Origin of the sequence: Collinsella sp. AF14-35 (assembly GCF_003464565.1) — a bacterium.
Taxonomy (GTDB): domain Bacteria; phylum Actinomycetota; class Coriobacteriia; order Coriobacteriales; family Coriobacteriaceae; genus Collinsella.
This window is the reverse complement of sequence record NZ_QRZD01000013.1, coordinates 48,351-65,090: the sequence shown is the minus strand read 5'-3', so window position 1 is coordinate 65,090 and position 16,740 is coordinate 48,351. Positions and strand designations below refer to the sequence as shown.

Sequence of the window (16,740 nt, the reverse complement as noted above, 5' to 3'; positions counted from 1 at the left end):
GCGACGGACCTCGGGACGCTCTTACACCACGTCTGCGCGCGCCACCCTTTTCGTAAAAAAAAATAGCGATGTGCTACATATTTTTCAATGTTTTATCGCTAAATGCTACTTATTTTGGCGTAAGTGGTCATTTATCCCCAAATTAGTCTGTTCTATCCAATATCTGTGACTAACCCCCTACGCAACTTCCCCATAGAGGGATCGATTTTTTGTGAAACTAAAATAATGGTACCCCCCCCCACATTAAAAGAAACTACTGGAAGTGCCATTTATTTCCGACCCCTCCTTTGCCGGAGTTTTATGACAGCCCCATGTAGTTCGCAGCCCATAATCCTCTGAGAACCGTGTCCCAGAATTCACGTCCGGAGTGGGATACGGCTTCCGCTTGTGGCCCCGTTGGGAAGCCGTATCCCGCTTCGATCACAAATTCCGGGTCGCACTTTCCGCCAAGACCCTCAACCGGAAACTACATCCCATTTCTCGGCCGAAAACTGGGATGCGGTTTCCACAGAGCCCAACGGGAAACCGCATCCCATTCCAAAGGCAAATTCCGGGACGCAGCTTCCGCAACCCCACCCATCCGGAAATCCCATCCCACTCCGCACACATCCGGGCATAGAACAATCAGCTTATTAGGCCTTCCATCAATAAAGGGGCGCCCTCGTGTCATGAAAAAAGCCCCGAGAATCTCGAGGCTTTCACGTTTGTACGATTGAACGCGCGGCACCGCAAGCGGCGAAGTTATTCGCCCAAAACGGCCTTTTTTGCGGCTGCAGCCACGTTATCCATATCTTCCTTGGTGGGATGGTCCTTCGCGGCAACCCAGTTGTCGAGCAGCATCTTAAATCGGGCGTTTTCGGGATCTTGCTCGAGCATGGCCTCGTAGCGCTGCTTGACCGCGGGGCCCATCTTGCCCTGGCACATCGCCCAGCCCGCAAGCTCGGCATCCTCGGCCAGATTGGAAGTTACGCGGTCAACAATCTGCTGGTAATAGCTCTGGTCGGCCCCAAAGCCGCAGGTGCCAAACAGGAACACGCGCTTGCCGTGCAAGGCGGAGAGCAACGCCGCGACCGAAGGCGTGCACGCGCCCTTGTCGCACCAAAAACCGACGAGCACCGTGTCGGCCGCGCAGGCGCCCTGCACCTCGAGCGCAACCTGATCTGCATCCGCATCGTCGCTCAACGCCGCGGCATGGACAAACTCAACGCCCGCAGCCTGCAGAGCGCGCTTGATCGCGCCCGAAACCATCCTGGTATTACCGCTCTTGCTGTTAACCACCAAAGCGCACGTCATAGTCACGTTGCCTCGTTTCCCCCAAAACTATAGCCACTAATGCAATTTATTAAAAGCATATCTTAGTACTATCGACGCAGATGTAAACCATCTGCCGCTAATCGGCAGCCCCTACTGGGCCCTACTGGGCAAACTGGCTACGATAAAGCTCGGCATAGAAGCCGTCAGCCGCCAGCAGCTCGTCGTGTGTGCCGCGCTCGATAATCTGGCCGTCGCGCATCACCAGAATGCAGTCGGCGTTGCGGATGGTGCTCAGGCGGTGCGCCACGACAAAGCTTGTGCGACCTGCCATGAGCTCGTCGAATGCCGCCTGCACCTGCAGCTCGGTACGCGTATCGATGCTCGACGTTGCCTCGTCCAGCAGCAAGATCGCCGGATCGGTGAGCATGACGCGCGCGATGCACAGCAGCTGTTTTTGACCTTGGCTAAACGTGCCGCCGTCCTCGCCGATCACCGTATCGTAGCCGCCTGGCAGCTGCACGATAAACTTGTGCGCATGCGCGCGCTTGGCCGCCTCGATAACCTGTTCGCGTGTGGCATCGGGACAACCGTAGGCGATGTTGTCCGCCACGGTGCCCTCGAACAGCCACGTATCCTGCAGCACCATGCCAAAGGCACGGCGCAGGCTTGCGCGCGTGTAGTCACGCGAGGAACGGCCATCGACCGCGATGCGACCGGTGTCGATATCGTAGAACCGCAGCAGCAAATTGATGAGCGTTGTCTTGCCACAGCCCGTGGGACCGACCAGGGCAAAGCGCATGCCGGGCTTGGCATCGATGCAGATATCCTGCAGCAGTTTGCGGTCGGGCACATAGCTAAAGTCCACATGCTCAAACGAAACCTCGCCCTGCGGGGCGGCAAGCTCTACGGCGTCCGACGCGTCGGGCTCCTGCTCGCGCGCATCGAGCAGCGCAAACATGCGGCGCGCCGAGGCGTACGCGGTCTGGATCTGCGTGATGACGTTGGTGACCTCGTTGAACGGCTTGGTGTACTGGTTGGCATAGGACAGGAAAATCTGCACGCCGCCCACCGTAAGCGCCGCTGGCACGCCCGTGATCACGCCCACGCAGCCGATCACAGCGACCACGGCATAGATGATGTTATTGATAAAGCGCGTGCCGGGGTTGGAGAGCGAACCCATAAACTGCGCGCGTTCACCTGCTGTATAGAGCTCGGCGTTAAGGGCATCGAAGCGCTGCTGAGCGTGCGGGCCGTAGGCGAAGGCGTCCACCAGCTTTTGCTCACCCACATACTCCTCGATATGACCGCCGAGCTGCCCTTGAATACGCTGCTGAGCCGTAAAGCTTTTGTTGGAGAGCTTGGCGATGGCGCCGGCTGCAAAAATGGAAAGCGGCGTGACGAGCACCACCACGAGCGTCATGGCCAGGTTAATGGAGAGCATAAACGCGAGCGTGCCCACGATGGTGATAACGCCGGTGAAAAGCTGCGTGAAGCCCTGCAGCAGACCGTCGCCCACCTGGTCGACGTCATTGACCACGCGGCTCATAAGGTCGCCGTGGGCATGGCTGTCGATAAAGCTGAGCGGCATACGGCTGAGCTTGTCGCTCGCCTCCACGCGCATGTCGCGCACCGTTTCGTAGGACAGGCGGTTGACGCAGTAGCCCTGCAGCCACTGGAAGGCCGCAGCACCCATCACGACAATCGCGAGTTTGGTAACGAGCGGCAGCAGCGCATCGAAGTCCACCTGCCCGGTGGCAACGATCAGGTCGATGCCCTCGCCAATGAGGATGGGCGTGTAGAGCTGCAAGATCACCGAGATGGCAGCGCTCACAAACGACGCCGCAAACGAAATGCGGTGCGGGCGAACATAGCCCAGCAGGCGGCGGGTCACCGCGCCCACGGGATAGCGCTCGGGGTCGCCGGGCTGGCGCGGGCCGTCCCCCAGGTCGTTGAGGTTATCGTTGCCAGACACGTTGGCGGTCATCGTGGCGACCGAGCCGGAAGAAGTGTACGGATTCATTTAGCAGCCCTCCTTTGCGCAAGTGGATGCCAGGGCGCACGCGGCGCCTGGGGTGGACGTGGACGTCGCGCTCCCCCGCTGACCCTCGAGCTCCTCACGACGAAGCTGCGACTGGCAAATCTCGCGATAGAGCCGGCAGGTCGCGTACAGCTCATCGTGCGCGCCCAGGCCCGCGACCGAACCGTGGTCGAGCACGCAGATCATGTCGGCATCGCGCACGGTCGAGACGCGCTGGCTCACGATCACCGTGGTCAGTGGGAGCCCGCCCGCGGCGGCACCGCGCACGCTGCGCTCGCGGATGGCATGGCGAAGCGCCGCGTCGGTCTTAAAGTCGAGCGCCGAGGCGGAGTCATCCATGATTAGGACCTGTGGAGAGCCCACCAGGGCACGTGCGATGGTCAGGCGCTGGCGCTGGCCACCGCTAAAGTTCTTGCCGCCCGCCTCGACCGGGGCATCGAGCCCCTGCGGCTTGTTGCGCACGAACTCGCTCGCCTGCGCCATGTCGAGCGCCGCCCAGAGCTCCTCGTCGGTTGCCGCCTCGTCGCGCCAGGTCAGGTTGCTGCGGATGGTGCCGCTCACCAGCGACGCTCGCTGCGGAACGGTCGCGACCACGTGGCGCAGCTGATCGAGCGGCCAGGTGCGCACGTCGGCGCCCATCACGCTCACGCTGCCGGTGCCCGCATCGTACAGGCGCGGGATGAGCGAGACGAGCGTGGACTTACCACTGCCCGTACCGCCAATAATGCCGAGCGTCTTGCCCAGCGGGAGCTCCAGGGTCACATCGTTGACGGCGTTGGCAGCGCCCGCGCCAAAAGAGAAGCTCGCATGGCTCAAGCTCAGCGCAGGAACTGGAGCGACATTGCCCGGCTTGAGCAGCGCGACCGGCTGGTTGCCCCCGTCGGTGATGCTCGGCTCGCAATTGAGCACCTCGTTGATACGCGACGCGCTGGCGCTCGCCTTGGTAAAGACCACGACCAGGTTGGCGACATACACGATGGAGGTCAGGGTCTGCGTCATGTAGTTCACAAACGCCATGACCTGACCCTGCGTTAGCTCGCCCACGTTGACCTGGATGCCGCCCACCCACAGGATGGCGCACACGCCCAGGTTCATCACAAGAAACGTGACGGGGTTGAGAATCGACGAGAGCTTACCCACCGCGATGGCAGTATTGGCCTGGTCATCGGCGGCCTGGGCAAAGCGCTCGCGCTCGTGGTCCTCGCGCACGAAGGCGCGAACCACGCGAGCGCCCGAAAGCCCCTCGCGGCAAATGAGCGCGATGCGGTCGAGCTTTGCCTGCAGCTGCTTGTAGTACGGAATGCAGCGCGCCATGACAAACCAAAACACCAGGCCGATGGCGGGCGTGCAAATCAAAAAGATCATGCCGAGCTTAAGGTCGATGACAAGGGCCGCGCACATGGAGCCCACCGCCAAGAAGGGCCAGCGGATGAGCATGCGCACGCCCAACGCCACGGCAAGCTGCACCTGGTTGACGTCGTTGGTGATGCGGGTGATAAGCGACGGCGTGCCAAAGCGGTCGAGTTCGGCATAGCTCAGTTTGTTGATGTGCTCGTAGAGCGCGCCGCGAATGTCGGTGCCCATGCCCTGCGAGGTCAGCGCCGCCATCTTTTGGCAGACGAGCGTAAACGAGATGCCGATCACAGCCATGGCGCCAAGTACCATGCCGTAGTGGATAACGGCGTTGACATCGTGTGCGCCAATACCCTTATCGATCATCTGGGCAATCACCAGCGGCGTAAGCAGGTCAAAGATCACTTCGATCAGCTTGCACGCAGGGCCAATCACCATATATCGGCGAAACTTACCACCAAAACGCCTGAGCAGCTCAATCATAAAAAGGCGCTCCCTATCATCATTCACACTCAATTCGAATCATGATAGTACGGTGAGCCCAAAAATTGCGTAAGCAGCTCGTCATTTCTAATGGGATTCGGTTTCCAGAGAAGCGGAGAGGCGCGCATGCCCGGCAAGTTACGGGTCGATCACTTGGTATACTTACATTAGTGCTACCAAGTTGATCCGCCGACCCTTGAAATGAGGTGCCGAGATGAACGACATTCTCGCAAGAAGAGCAAGACGAGCAACTGTGGGCATCGCCCTTTCCGCGGCACTTGTCGCGGGAATCGCCCCCGTAACGGCGATCGCGGCAGAAACCAGCGCCCCCACCGGTGCGGCCGTTTCGCAGACGAGCGCCGCCAACGGCAATTCGGGCGCCCTGCAGACGGAAGATGCGGCCGCCGCAAAAGACAAAGCGTATGCAGCCATGCAGGAAGCGCTCAAAAACCTCGAGGCCGCAAAAGACGCCGCAAGTCTCGAGAAACTTGCGGAAATCGATACTAAAATTGCCATTTTTCAAGAGAACTACGACACTAATTTGGCGCAAGCCGCCATATATAAGGAATCCCTTCCTACCATGCAAACGAACGTCGATGCAGCTCAAGCCGAATGTGATAAGGCCCACAACCGGACAAGAGCCCTTGAGGCAGAATTAAATAAAATCGACTACACGACTCCTGCCGAAACTATTCGGCAGTTGCAAGAGGCGATCACAGAGGCAATAATGCAAGAAAATTTCTGTGAAGATAAGCTTGAGCACTGCCGAATGCGCCTCGAAAGTCATAAAAGCCTGATTTATTTCTTTGAAAGCGAGGTGGAGTTTAATAAAACCCATCTCGACGGAGAAACAGCCAAGCGGAATGCGCTCCTCGACGATTTGAAAAGAGCGCAAATAGCCTATGACGATGCCTGCAAAGCATACGAAGAGGCAAAGGCCGCGGCGGACAAGGCCGCCTCGCCCGAGATAACGAAACCGACCGAGACAGCGCCTCCCTCCGGCTCAACGCAACCCGCCAAGGCGACACCGCCCGTTGCCTCACCTGCAACCGGTAAAGACGCCCTACCAAGCTCCATCAAGCAAGCGAGCACAAGCAGCGGCAAACAAGCAGATACGACCGCCGACAAGCTCGCGAACACGGGCGACGCAGCGCCGAGCGCAATCGCACTCGCAGCAGTCGCCGCCGCAGGCCTCGGAATAACCGCCACGGCTACACGCCGCATCAAGAACTCAAAATAGCCGCCAGCGGTTATTGTCTTCGCCAATCCACAAGCCCAGAGACAAAAAGAGGCCCGTTTCCCCAACCCAGGGAAACGGGCCTCTTTACTTGTAAAAACAAATGGTAATGCCACTGTCTCTTGAAGCACATCGCCACCGCGCTCCAAACAACGCCAACGAGCAGCATTCCTTAAGGGATAGATTTAATTAGGCTAACGCGCCTTTACGGGTGATTTTTGGACGAAGTGGTCCCGGTGCCGGCGGGCTGTTTGGTAGTCGAGCGATCCCGCAGGCAAAGCCGAGGACCAGCGAGGCACCAAACAGCCCGCCGGCACCGGGACCGCATCGCGGCACCAAAAAAGCGCCCGTGCGCTCGATGGATTCGGATGCCCGACAGAGGCTCCTTATGGCTGCTTCCTTCCGGACCTGACCAGATTCGGAACATGTCGTCATCCGAACCCATCGAGCGCGCTAGGCGTTCGGTATATCTTACCTGCTCCCGCCCGCCAGAGCAAGTGGGGCGAACCCATCGGATGGATTCGCCCCACTCGTCCATATCGCTAGCGGCGCCTGCGGTACAGGACCGCGCCGCCCGCTGCGGTCAGCGCGCCGATGCCGGCCATGGCCGCGAGCGCCTCGACCGGCAGGCTGCGGTCGCCGGTGTCGGGCATGCCGCCCTTGGAGCTGTCGCCGGAGCTGCCGCCGGAGCCGTTATCGGAACCGCCGCCCGAGCCGCCGCCCGACGTGCCGGGGTTCTCGGGGGTGCCGGGGGTCCCGGGATTCTCGGCATAGCTATTGGTGAAGACCGGCGGTATGTTGGCGTCGCCCTCGTAGGAGACCTTCGCCGACAGATAGCCCGTCTTGGTGCCGTCTGCCGCCTCGTCGCTCACCGTGACGACGATCCTGTGCACCGCCTTGTCGTAGGTCACGTGCGCCTGGCCGTCGTCGACCTCGCTCACCGTGAAGGTGTAGGTGCCGGCCTGCTTGAAGGTCAGCGCATCGAACGTGACGCTGCCGTCGGCGGCATTCTTGGCGGTCGACATGACCTTGCCGTCCCGGCCCTTGAGCTCAAAGCTAAACTGGCCCGCCTTGAGCTCGGCGCCCTTGAGCACCTTGGCGGCGCCCAGCCTGAGGGTGACGGGCGCGGCCTCGTAGCCGTTGGTAAAGGTCACCGAGGTGTCGCCCACAGCATTGCCCTCGGCATCCGCCAGCTCGTGCTTGACGGTAAGCGTGCCGTTTTTGGCATCGGCAACCGTCGTGCGCACGCGGTACGTCGCCCTGTCGTACGTCACGCCGCCCGCCGTGCCGGCGACCTCGCGCAGCTCGTAGCTGTGCGTGCCGGGCGCGGTGTAGGTGACGGGGCTGAGCTCGACCGTTCCGTCGGCGGCGTTCTTGCCCGTCACCGCGACGCTCTCGCTGCCGTCGGTGGCGATCTCGACCAGCTGGAACTCGAACTCGCCCTCGGCCAGGTCACGGCCCTTGAGCTTCTTGTTCACCTTGATCTGGTCGGTGACGGAGCTCGGCGTCGGATTCACGCCGTAGGTGTTGGTGAACTCGAACGCGCCCTTGCCCTCGGGCGTGCCCTCTGCGGGCAGGACCTTCGCGACAAGCGTGCCCGCGGCGGTGTCCTCGACCACCCTGACCGTGAAGGTCCTGGTCGCCGTCGCGTCATTGACCACGCCGTCGACCGAACCGGACTCGCTCACCCGGTAGGCGAACGTCTTGGTGCGCAGGCCGTCGCCGTCGATCTCGGCGTCGTCGAGGTCGCTCGGCTGCTTAAACGTGACGTGGCCCAGCGCGACGTTGCCGGTGGCGTCGTTGGTCGCCTCGGCCACCGTCTTGCCCGAAGCGTCAACCGGTGCGGGCGCGCCGTCCAGCGGCTCAATCTTAAAGGTGTACTTGCCCGCGATGTCGGCCTGCGTGAGGCCGAGTCCGGCCTGGCCGAGCGCCAACGTCTTGGTGCCAGCGAGGTCGACCGTCGCCTCGCCGGCGCTATAGGCATTCACAAACGACAGCGTGCCGTCGGAGCCCTCGGGGTAGGTCACGGCCACATCCAGCCCGCCCTTGCCGTTATCGGTCACCTTGACCGTGATGCCGAAGCTCGACGTGGCCGCCGTCACGCCCGCAGGCAGCCGGTCCGTACCGTCCTCGGAAACGGTATAGGGAATGACCCAGGAGCCGTCGGCGGCCCTGGTAGCGGTGCCGTCTCCCACCATCCGCTCGAGCGCGTCAGTAGTGTAGGCAATAGGCGAGAACGCAAGTCCCGCGGCCTCGCCGTCGCCGGAGGCCTGGTTGGTCGCGGTCGCGACCACGTTGCCCCGGGCATCGCGGACGGAGAACGAGAACTCGCCCGCCGCCGCGGCGCGGCCCGTCAGCGTCTTGGTGGCGTTGATGGCCACGTTGCCCTCGCCGCCGAGCGTTCCAGTGGCCTCGTAGGAGTTCTGGAACGCGACCGTCACGGGCGCGGGCGTCGCCATGGCGTCATCTGCCGTGGAGACCTCGCTGCGGGCGACCTCGACACCGTCCTTGGCAACTGTGGTCGTGACCGTGAGCTTGCCCGTCGCGGCGTCGTAGGCGGGCGCGATGGTCACCGTGCGCGGCGCGGTATCGTTGGTGTAGCCCTCGCCGCCGAGCTTGGTCTCGGCGACGGTGAAGCTGTAGACCTTGCCCGCGTCGGCGTCGGTGAACTTCACGTCGCCGCCCGCGGTCCCGCCGATGATGTCCATCAAGTCGGCCTCTCCGTCATCGGCAGCGGCCGCGGCGTAGGCGTCCCTGTCGGTCTTGAGGCCGAGCTTGGCAGCCGTCTCGGCGTCGGCGGTCACGGTGAAGGCGAACTGCCCCGCCTCCATGGAGCGGCCGGAGAGCGTCTTGGACAGGCGCACACCCGCGCGGGCCGAGTAGTCGAGCTTGGTCGTGTAGGTGTTGATGAAGTCGCCGCCGCTCGCCTGCGCGATCGCGGGCGTCGTGGCCGTAAGGTTGCCGGAGCCGTCGTCGGTCACGGTCACCGTCATCGTGGCGACGTGGCCGTCGTAGGCCACACCGGCGATGGCAGAGCCGTCATCGGGCCTGACCTCGCACACCGTGTAGGTGAAGGTCTTGGCGCGCACGCGCTTGCCGCCGACCTCGGCGAACCCGGCATCTTTGATGTCATTGAGCGTGTAGCGGATGGAGCCGAAGTCAAAGGCGACCCTATCGCCCGCCTTGGTGCCGGCGGCGGCCGTCACACTGACGGTCTTGGAGCCGTCGGCAGAGCCCTCGGGCATGGGAGCGCCGCCCTCGCCCGCGAGCGTGAACTGGAAGCTATCGCCCTCCGCCCAGTCGCGGCCCTCGAGCGTCTTGGTGAAGAGTCCCGCGGTGGAGACGTCCCTGCCCTCGGTGGCCGTTCCGTACGTGTTGGTGAACGCGACGGTCGCGCCGTCCTCGGTCACGGTGCCCTCGGCCTTGGAGCCGTCAGCCCCGTTAACAGCAGTCGTGTAGCCCTCGGCGGTGTCCTCGGTCACGGTGTAGTGCGCGCCCACGGGCAGGCCGGCAACGGTCTTCTCCCCGCCGTCCTTAAGCGTAAAGGTCGCCTTGCCGTCCGTGAACGTCACGGCATGCTCGCCCTTGCCGAAGGTGCCGGAGACGGGCTCGCCGTCCCCGTCGGTCAGCGCGACCGTAAAGCCGAACTCGCGCTGGCTGTCGCCGCCGACGACCGTCTTCTTGACGGTGAGGCTGCCCTTGCGGGACACGCTGTTGTGGGTCGTGTTGGTCTGCGACTCGTTCTCGCCCACCTCGACCTTTGCGGTATTGGCGATGTCGTCGACCACGGCGGCTTCGGCGGAGACCTTCACGTCGAAGCTGAGCGTGCCCGTGGCGCCCGCATTCTGTTGACCGAGAGACCAGGTAAGGGTGCGCGTCGCGGCATCGTAGGTGGCACCGTCGGCAGAACCCTCAACATAGTTAACGCCCTTGGGCAGGACATCGGTCACCGTCACGTCGGCCGCCTGCGCGGCGCCCCTGTCGTCGACGCTGTTATTGGCCCAGCCGATGGTATAGGTGAGGGTATCGCCCACGCCCACCGGCTTGCCGTCCACATCGACCTTGGCGCCCGAGACGTCCGCCTTGGTGACGGTCTTGGTGTTGTCGTGCGGCGTGAAGGTGTTGGTGAAGGTCTTCTTGCCCCGCTCGTTGGAGATCTCGGCCTTAAGGCCGGAACCGGTCTGAGTCACCGTGACGTCGAAGGTGTAGGCGTGCGCATCGTCCTCGATCAGGACATCGCCGCTTGCCTTCTCGGTCACGGTCGCGTGGTAGGCACCCGGATTGGCGAAGCTGAGCTCGCCGAAGGAAACCTTGCCGTCCTTGTCGTTCTTCGCCTCGATCGGGTAGCCCTCGAGCACATTGCCCGCGCCGTCGGCGAGGGAGAGCTCAAAGACGAACTCCCCCTCCTGGAGGCCGGGCTTGCGGCCGCCCGCGAGCACCTTGGTGAGCTCGGGGACGGACGCCGTGGCGGGGGCGGGGTCGAAGGTGTTGGTGAAGGCGGCGGAGGAGACCTGGTCTGCCGCGATGGAGCCCTCGGCCTTGGAGCCCTCGGCTCCGTTCACCGCAGCCTTGTAGCCAGCGGCGGCGCGCTCGGTCACCGTGTAGGCAGTTCCCGCGGGCAGCCCCGTGATCCTCGCCGTCTGGCCATCTTTGAGCTTGAGGGTCGCCTTGCCGTCCTCGAACGTCGCGTCACCGTAGGTGCCGGACACTTTGCGGCCCGCGGCATCGGTGGCCTCAACCGCAAACTTAAATGTCTTGTCCGCGTCGACCGCCAGGCCCTCGCGCGCCACGACGGTCTTGGAGACATCGAGCCCGCCCGTCTTCACAGTGTTGGTCACGGTGAAGCCGCGCTCGGCGTCGCCGGAGACCTTAGAGCTGTAGCCCTCGACGGCGTCCTCGGCCACGGTGTAGCGGACCTCGGAGCCGGACTCGGAGTACTTGGGCAGGCCCTTGAAGGAGCCCTTCCAGCCGTTGGACTCGTTGAGCTCGATCGACTGGCCGGCGTCCTCGCCGTCGGCGAGCAGGCGCACGGTGGCCTTCTTGGCCGCCGGGCCGACCCACTTCTTCTCGACGGGCACCGAGACCTCGGCCGTGGAGGTGTTGGTCACGGTGAAGCCGTGCTCGGCGTCGCCGGAGACCTCGGAGCTGTAGCCCTCGACGGCGACCTCGGCCACCTTGTACTTGATCACGGCGCCGGAGGCATCGTACTTCGGCAGGTTAGAGAAGACGCCCTTCCAGCCGTCAGACTCACTCAGGGTGATCGAATCGATGACGGTATCGCCGTTCTTGAGATTTACTTTTACCTTATCAGGATGGGGAATCCTGGGGTTCTCCCAGACCTTTTTGATGCGAATGTCGATGTTCTCGGACTTGCCGATGATGACACCGCCGTTGGCGCCGATGCCGCCTCCCCGCTTGGCCTTATTGCCGGAGATCGTCAGCGACGTCTGGCGTTTGCCGAGGTTATACACATCCTCGCTCATCACAGATTTAAGCGCGACGTTCGGCGTGGCGTCGGTAAAGGACAGTGGCTCGCCGTTGTCACCATCGGGCGTGAATCGCGGGATTTTGGGGTTTGTTTTCGCAAAAGTGCCTTCGGGGTTAAACAGCCCACCGTCTCTGTACCAGCTGACCTTTCCGCCGCCCGGAGCGCGGTTGGCCAAGGTCAGTTTGTATTTGGCGTCTTTGAAGCCGGTGAAGACAAAGTCGTCTCCCGCCTCATAGGCCGTATTCCTGGCGATCAGGCCGCCGTCCTGGACGTAGACCTTGGCATCTCCGGTCGGACAGAACCACATGCCGCCGCCCTGCCCATCCGCATGGTTATCAACAACGCAAGCGTTTTCGATATGGAGCGTACTATAGCCAAGATACTCGTTGCCTTCGCTATACACGCCGCCGCCCATGCTCCAAGCAGTATTGTCCTTAATCTCGCCCGCGCTGAGCGTGACGCCATCCGAATAGCTATAGACGCCTCCGCCGGCGGAAGCGGAGTTGCCAGATACGGAGCCGCCCTGCATGGTGAAAGCAGTATTCCCGTTTTCGCGGCCCTGACAGCCCGGGTCGACCACACACACTCCGCCGCCTTTGCCGTTGCCAGTCACTACGTTGTTCTTGATCTCACCACCCGTCATGGTGAACTCGGCGTTGCCCTCAATGTGAACTGCTCCAGAGGGATCGAGGGAACCCGCCTCCAGTTTACTGCTCCTGTTGCCGGAAATCTGACCACCAGCCATCGTGAACTTGGCTCTTTGGCTATCGCCCTCCCCCTCGCTGTACGCAAGGACCGCGCTGCCTCGATAGCCGCTGTTGCCCTCGATGCTGCCTCCACTCATGTCAAAGCGGGCATTGCCCATCAACATGACGCCAGAAGATGTGAGGTGATAGCCGTTAGTGTCTCCGGTAACGACGATTCCGTTCTTACGGATAACGCCGCCCTTCATGACAACATGAGCGCCGTCTTTCGCGTGGACAGCGCCGCAATACGCGTCCTTAAGTTCGCACTGCTCGATAACGCCGCCCGTCATGGTAAGCGAAGCCTTGTCTCCCGACACGTCGATGACACCCGTATTGACGGTGTTCGCAGCGCCGTCGCACACAACGGCCTCGTCAGAGAGCACAACCGCTCCCCTGCTAGAAATAATGGCGCCCTTGTTGTAGCGACCACTCAGGGACACTTTCCCCGACAGCTCGAGGGATGCCCCCTCGGCAACATTGACCAGTACGGAGAAGCCGCTTTTCTTTGCCAAGATGGTATAGGGCTCATCCGACGTGATCTTAATCATCTTCCCGGCAGGAATCGTGAGCGTGGAGCCAAGCTTCACGTGCTTTTTCAGGGTGATGACGGTTTCCTTGTCATAGGGGGCCTCGTCGACCAGATCCTGAAGGGTCTTGGTGCTGTCATCGCTCACGGTACCGCCGACGCCGTCATCGATGGACTCGCGCGTGTAGACGATATCGACGCCAAAGAACGGGAGGTTCTCCGAGCCTTTGATGTCGTCCATGCTGTTTTCGATTGTGATCTTTTTAACCGTGCTGCCTTCAAACATACCCGAGGGTATTTCGGTGAGGCCGCGCCCGATCGTCACATCCTTCACGCCACCTACGCCCGAGAAGGCCGCCGTGCCAACGGAAGTCACGGAATCCGGAATGGAAAGCTGCTCCGGCAACGTGCCGTAATAGAAGGCGTAGTTGCCAATTGTCTCAAGTGTCCTGGGAAGCTGGACGGCGACGTTGCTCTGGATAAAGGCCCACTCACCGATACTCTTCAGGCTGTCGCAAAGCCCCACGATCTTAACCGGTGTGTAGCAGAACGCATTGTCCGGAATGTTCTGAAGCGAGGACAGATCCACGGACGCCTGCAGATTTTTGCACTCGTAAAAAGCCCCCCAGCCCATCTTTGTCACCTTGCTTAGATTGGGCACGCTCACCAGGCTGGCGCACCCCTGGAAAGCAGAGGATCCGATGCTCTTCAATGTGCCTGGGAAATCGATCCCAGTCAAACTCGAGCAAGTCCGAAACGCCCCATCCCCGATGGACTCGATTTCGCTCAGCGCGGTGACGGACGTGAGAGAGGTGCATCCGTCAAACATGTGCGAGGGGATCTTGGTAACCGAAGCGGGCAACGACACGCTTGTCAGAGACGTGCAGTCTTCGAACACGCCCGTTATGGTGTCGGAGAAGGCGACATCTTTTGGAAACTCGATGCCTGTGAGGGCCGTAGCCCCCTCGAAGGCGCCCGAGCCCGAAATCATTTTGAGGGTTGAGGGGAGATCGATCTCCGAAAGGTTGCTGCAGCCATAGACCATCATGTTGGCGCTAATCTCCTCGACGCCCTCATCGAAATAGAGCTTTTCGAGCGAGCCAGCGTTTTGCAGCGAGCAAGCGAAGTTCTTGATGGAGCCAGGGATATGGAGCTCCCTGACCTTTGCGAACCTCCGGAAATTCCCTCCGTACATTTTTTCGAGCGTGTCGGGAAGCGTCAGCTGCTCAACGTTCTTGGCCACGATACCAGACGAGAAATAAAGTTTGGTGACTTTGTAGGTCTGGCCACCATGCTCGATGGAGCTGGGCACACTCACCGCGGTCACACTGTCGTCGGCAACAATACCTGTGATTTCCGCCGTGCCCTTATCCGTGGTCTCGCACGAATAGGTCACGCCGTCCTGGGTGATCTCAAACTCCTCCGCAGTATACGCAGTCCGCGATTCCGTGGCCGCATATGCGACACCGGCCGTCGCGCCAACGGATAAACATCCGAAGCCGAGAACCAGCGCAAGGCAGAGAGCAGCGACTCTCTGCCCCCCCCGCCGAAAACTTTCCTCTCCAATTCCCTTCTCCCCCTCTGGTGTCGCCTTCTCTTCCCACGAGCGATCTATTGATTAAGGACAGTTAAAGACAACATTATGACCAAAGAGGCCCATCATGGAGATAATCCACGTCTTCTCCCGAAATGGTAATTAATTGGCATGATTAATTGGCGAACAACTGAACGAAGAGCAATCTACTAATGGCACATAAATGGCGGCGTCAACACCTGAAGTGCAAAAAGACTACTTTTCTAGATGCGGCCGAGGTCGTAGGCTCGCGCAACAGACTCGCCGGCACAGATGAGGTTGGTTGTGGCTTCTTGCGAATCGAGTGCCCGCTCCAGGTCCATGGGCTTGCGGCAGATCGGCAAAACCAAGTCAATACCCTGCCCATATACCGCATCCAGGTTGACAGCGCGACCGCCCACGACAGCGATCACCGGCTTGCCACACCGCTTGGCACGGCGTGCCACGCCCACCGGCGCCTTACCGGCGGCGGACTGCTCATCCATATTGCCCTCGCCTGTAATGACCAGGTCGACATCGCGTACACGCTCGTCAAACCCCACGAGATCGAGCACCGTCTCCACGCCCGAGCGCAACTCGGCACCGAGCGCCAGCAGCGCGGCACCTAGGCCGCCGGCGGCACCTGCGCCGGGCACGCCGAGCACCGAGCCAAATGTCCGTGCGCCCTCGGGTGCGCGCAACAATCCCTGGACTCGAGCTCCGGCAATCGCAGCGTCGAGCAAGCGGCCGTAGCCGACCATCCAGCTGTCGCACCTGCTCAGCGCCTCGGCATCATCAGCCGGCAGACCCTTCTGTCCGCCGAACACCGCAAGCGCGCCGCGACGCCCCACGAGTGGGTTCTCGACATCCGAAAGCACAACGATACGAGCGCCATCCAAAGCCTGCAGCGCGGGCGCCAAATCAACGCTCGCCACCTGCTCAAGGCCGGCAAGACCGGGGGCGATATCGCAGCCCCGATCATCGACCACACGCGCGCCCAGCGCCTGCAGCATGCCGGCGCCACCGTCGTTGGTGGCACTGCCGCCCAAACCAATATAGAGTGTCTTTGCGCCCTTGCGAACCGCGCGAAGCATGAGCTCGCCCACGCCATAGGTTGTAGCAGCCAGCGCCGACGACTCCGTGCAAGGCGAATACCCAATGCCAGCCGCCTCGGCCATCTCGATGACCGCGGACTCGCGCTCGACATCAACCAGCATCCGGGCAGACGCGCTCTTGCCCAAGGGACCCGCTACCTCGCAGGTCACAACCTCACCGCCGCACGCGGCAATGGCGTCGAGCGTTCCCTCGCCGCCGTCTGCCAGCAGCAATGTGCACACCTCGGCATCGGGCCAAACGCGGCGCACGCCTTCGGCAACGACCTCCTCTGCCTGCGCACTCGAAACGCTGCCCTTAAAGGAATCAATCGCCAGCAGCACACGGCGAGGCCGGCGGCACGCGGGGCCAAAGTCAACCGCCGCGCCAGCATCCTCTTCGGCACACGCGAGCGCCTCAGCATGAGCGACATGCGCCTCAAGATCGGCCCCGCAACCGCAGCCAGCACCATCGACGTCACGCAGCCCACTAAAATAGTCGCTCAACACCTCACGACACTCCTCCGCCAGCACGCCGGCATGTACGTTAAACCGATGATTCAGGCGCGAATCGGCATTCAGGTCATACAGCGAACCCAGCGCGCCCGCCTTGGCGTCGCTCGCGCCATACACGCAGCGCCCCACGCGCGCGTTAACCATAAGGCCTGCGCACATGCAGCAGGGCTCGAGCGTTACGTAGACCGTACAGTCGGAAAGGCGCCAGCGGCCAAGCGCCTGGGCGGCGGCGCACAGGGCCGCGAACTCTGCATGCGCCGAAGGATCCTGGTCGAGCTCGCGACGATTATGCGCCCGCGCGACAATCTCGCCCGCGCGCACCACCACGGCACCAATCGGTACCTCGCCCACCGCCGCGGCGGCTCGCGCCTCCGCCAACGCCTCGCGCATGAACTTCTCGTCGATTTCGGTGATCGTCATCGTTCGCCTTCCCTGTTGCAAATTCAAAACGATGCT

General features: G+C 62.0%; 6 protein-coding genes and 1 other RNA gene. 1 reads left to right on the top strand and 6 read right to left on the bottom strand.

Going from position 1 to position 16,740, the window contains the following annotated elements; genetic code table 11:
• Window positions 1-741: 741 nt before the first annotated feature.
• The 3 genes from bilS to DWW12_RS05735 form a co-directional block, all read right to left on the bottom strand.
• Window positions 742-1,293 carry a flavodoxin family protein BilS gene (gene bilS / locus DWW12_RS05745; protein ID WP_117855429.1) on the bottom strand — a complete coding sequence of 184 codons (552 nt, stop codon included), beginning with the start codon at window positions 1,291-1,293 and terminating at the stop codon, window positions 742-744.
• Between the two features lie 121 nt (window positions 1,294-1,414).
• Window positions 1,415-3,274, bottom strand: a complete 1,860-nt coding sequence (locus DWW12_RS05740; RefSeq protein ID WP_117855427.1) for an ABC transporter ATP-binding protein — start codon at window positions 3,272-3,274, stop codon at window positions 1,415-1,417.
• On the bottom strand, window positions 3,275-5,128 hold the full coding sequence (locus DWW12_RS05735) for an ABC transporter ATP-binding protein (RefSeq protein ID WP_117655340.1): 1,854 nt from the start codon (window positions 5,126-5,128) through the stop codon (window positions 3,275-3,277).
• 214 nt (window positions 5,129-5,342) lie between these two features.
• Here DWW12_RS05735 and DWW12_RS05730 point away from each other — a divergent pair, with 214 nt between their 5' ends.
• Window positions 5,343-6,368 (top strand): hypothetical protein, encoded by a 1,026-nt coding sequence (locus tag DWW12_RS05730; protein ID WP_117855425.1) that lies wholly within the window; start codon window positions 5,343-5,345, stop codon window positions 6,366-6,368.
• Window positions 6,369-6,717: 349 nt separating this feature from the next.
• Here the strand turns inward: DWW12_RS05730 and ffs are convergent.
• From ffs to tadA, 3 genes are all read right to left on the bottom strand, one after another.
• An RNA gene (gene ffs / locus DWW12_RS05725) (signal recognition particle sRNA small type) lies at window positions 6,718-6,813 on the bottom strand.
• Window positions 6,814-6,907: 94 nt separating this feature from the next.
• Window positions 6,908-14,521 carry a Spy0128 family protein gene (locus DWW12_RS05720; RefSeq protein WP_117855424.1) on the bottom strand — a complete coding sequence of 2,538 codons (7,614 nt, stop codon included), beginning with the start codon at window positions 14,519-14,521 and terminating at the stop codon, window positions 6,908-6,910.
• Between the two features lie 401 nt (window positions 14,522-14,922).
• Window positions 14,923-16,704, bottom strand: a complete 1,782-nt coding sequence (gene tadA / locus DWW12_RS05715; protein ID WP_117855422.1) for a tRNA adenosine(34) deaminase TadA — start codon at window positions 16,702-16,704, stop codon at window positions 14,923-14,925.
• Window positions 16,705-16,740 lie beyond the last annotated feature (36 nt).

Excerpts from the sequence above, each read along its gene's own strand:
- bilS (WP_117855429.1), bottom strand. The coding sequence starts at position 1,293 with ATGACGTGCGCTTTGGTGGTTAACAGCAAGAGCGGTAATACCAGGATG.
- DWW12_RS05735 (WP_117655340.1), bottom strand. The coding sequence starts at position 5,128 with ATGATTGAGCTGCTCAGGCGTTTTGGTGGTAAGTTTCGCCGATATATG.
- DWW12_RS05730 (WP_117855425.1), top strand. The coding sequence starts at position 5,343 with ATGAACGACATTCTCGCAAGAAGAGCAAGACGAGCAACTGTGGGCATC.
- DWW12_RS05740 (WP_117855427.1), bottom strand. The coding sequence starts at position 3,274 with ATGAATCCGTACACTTCTTCCGGCTCGGTCGCCACGATGACCGCCAAC.
- tadA (WP_117855422.1), bottom strand. The coding sequence starts at position 16,704 with ATGACGATCACCGAAATCGACGAGAAGTTCATGCGCGAGGCGTTGGCG.